Origin of the sequence: uncultured Bradyrhizobium sp. (assembly GCF_964252615.1) — a bacterium.
Classification (GTDB): domain Bacteria; phylum Pseudomonadota; class Alphaproteobacteria; order Rhizobiales; family Xanthobacteraceae; genus Bradyrhizobium.
Map to the genome: position 1 here is coordinate 1 of NZ_CAXUNQ010000100.1, position 2,313 is coordinate 2,313.

3 protein-coding genes are annotated in these 2,313 nt (G+C 58.1%); all 3 read right to left on the bottom strand.

Annotation, left to right across the window (positions count from 1 at the left end; translation table 11 throughout):
- Positions 1-1,090 precede the first annotated feature (1,090 nt).
- Entirely contained in the window at positions 1,091-1,441 is a 351-nt protein-coding gene (locus tag ACFE72_RS24085; protein WP_375415644.1) for a septal ring lytic transglycosylase RlpA family protein, read from the bottom strand.
- 29 nt (positions 1,442-1,470) lie between these two features.
- Positions 1,471-1,983 (bottom strand): hypothetical protein, encoded by a 513-nt coding sequence (locus ACFE72_RS24090; protein WP_375413109.1) that lies wholly within the window; start codon positions 1,981-1,983, stop codon positions 1,471-1,473.
- The coding region (locus ACFE72_RS24095) for a hypothetical protein (RefSeq protein WP_375415645.1) at positions 1,908-2,313 on the bottom strand (406 nt) is incomplete at its 5' end. The genes ACFE72_RS24095 and ACFE72_RS24090, both read right to left, overlap by 76 nt.

Genomic DNA, 2,313 nt, shown 5'->3' on the forward strand with positions numbered 1-2,313 from the left:
TCGAGCGGCACGAAGGCGCGCTTTTCCTTGGTCAACGTATCGTAGAGTTTCAAATTCATGGATATCCCGTGCCTTGTGGACCCTGCCAAAGGCGAGAAGTGCGGTGCGCACGCAGCGCGTTCCTATTGCCAGTCGTGCGACTTCGAACTACTTAGGCTCAGGTAGCACAACATGGCGAAAAATGCCATTTTAACTCCCCTCCACCGCGGCCTTGTCCCCCGCCACGGAATAACCCAGAGCAGTCGAAAGATTGCAGGCCGCGAGGCAATTATGGACCGGGGGACTGCCGCCTTCTTTTCATTTCTGAGTTCCCTTCGGGGCCACAATGGTACCGGATGCGGGTCTCGGTAGTGTCACGGTTTGAAATTTGACGGCCTTGACTAGACTCGCATCCACCTTCGCAATGGTATAACCTCTTTGGATGTCAAAAACTCGCTTTCAAGCTCAATTTGTACTACCTGACAGTGAGGCTGAGGATCAGTCCCTCCGCAGGGACCTTGGGGCAACCACGCTGTCGGATGCGCAGAAAGAAGCTCTAGAGGCCGCGCGACAGATTCCCGCAGTTGTTTCGCACGCGACAACCATTGTGCTGTACGACAATGGCGTCAAAGTCAGCAGCTACGACATGGAGTTGGGAAAAAATGCCTTATGGTCCTAAAGGCGGGAAGCGTGGCGACGGGCGAGATTGAGGACACCAAGGCCGCGCCGCAAGCAAAGAGCGGCAAGACGCGCGCTAAAGCCTTAACACCGAAGCAGCGTTCCGATGCCGCTAGTTTGGCTGCCTCCGCGACCGGCGAACAACTCCGCAACGTTCATAGGGCTTGATGGCGTGAATAACGGTCCTGCGTGGAACCGCAGCGTCTGCCAGTCCTCTGCCGTCTTCCTAGCCATCTCAGTACGCCTCTCACTGCCCTTAGTAGAGGTTATACTGTGAACAGTGGGCGCGATTTCAAACTGAGACACTGCCCCGTGTCTCAATCGCGCCGGTGGTTGTCCTCGACAGTCCTCCGCAACTTGCGAAGTTCATCGAGGTAGTCGTTCGCCAGCTTTAGAATACTCGCGATGCCGTCCTTCGCGTCTTGTCGATTCATTATCTGATCTCCACCCTTCCCGTTCCACCCATGCCGATGCGCCGGGCGGCGCCGTAACTCAAATCGATGATCTTGCCGGTCCACTTCGCCGGGCCGCGGTCATTGATCCGCACCCCGACACTTCGCCCATTTGCCAGATTGGTGACGGTGACGTGGCTGCCCATGCGGCGGGTGCGGTGCGCCGCTGTCATGGCATAGGCGTTGAAGCGCTCGCCAGAAGCCGTCTTACGGCCGTTGAAGCCGTCGCCATGGCCGTAGTGGGAGGCGCGGCCAATTTCAGCGAGAGCGGGCGCGGCGGCGCAGCCGGACAGCGCGCATAGCAGCGCGGACGCGAGGGCGGGTTTCAACATTGGTGATGCTTTTTCGGTCTGTGATTTGGTCAGCGAACGCTGAAAGCGATCTTCGGCGTCCGGACGCACAGCGGCCAAGCGCGCTGCAGGACATTGCATTGAAAACAAACGAGCGCGCTGTATTCGGTGCGGGGCGGCAGATTAGGCGGAAGCTGGAAGGATCGCGGCAGCGCTGTGTCGCCGACCTGGACAGCTCGCGAGGCTTCCGTGGTATCTAGCGTGGCGACCATCCTGCCGGTTTCGGCGTCATTGAAGAACCGCTGCACCGTGGCCGGACAGAGCCGCTTCACCTCTTTGAGGTGCCAGTCTGCCACGACCGTTGCGCCTTGCGATGCAGGATCCGGAATGATGTGGCTTTGAACGGCGTCGTAGATGTATGGCGGATTATTATCCAAATACATCAGCCCGATCCATCCGCCCAACAAGCCGGAGAGGAGGACGACAGTTGCCAACAGGAATCGCTCGTTCATGACTTGCCGATCAGCCATGATTTGATAGCGATTACCGCTGCCAACGTGGTCCCGACTGAAATGATCGCCCATTTTACCACCCGACCGGTAGTCTTGAACGCCCGTACCAGTTCGATCCCGTTCTGCAGTTCGAGGATTTCTTCTTTGCGGGCGCTTGCCAAAAACTCGAACGTCTCGGACTTCCCCTCCCGCAGGAACCGGCGCATATTCTTGTAGTCAGGGTCGCCGAGCTTGCGCAGCACGTCGATGCCGTCGGCGCCCATGTCTCCAATGACATCGGCAACCTCCATCAGGTTCGAGAACCGTTGCGTGGTCATCATTTTGAGACGCCACGCGACGACCTCTTCCTCGGCTTTCGATCCTTGATCGGACATCAGCGCCCTGCTTTCAATTGGAGACGCA

Excerpts from the sequence above, each read along its gene's own strand:
- ACFE72_RS24085 (WP_375415644.1), bottom strand. The coding sequence starts at position 1,441 with ATGTTGAAACCCGCCCTCGCGTCCGCGCTGCTATGCGCGCTGTCCGGC.
- ACFE72_RS24090 (WP_375413109.1), bottom strand. The coding sequence starts at position 1,983 with ATGGGCGATCATTTCAGTCGGGACCACGTTGGCAGCGGTAATCGCTAT.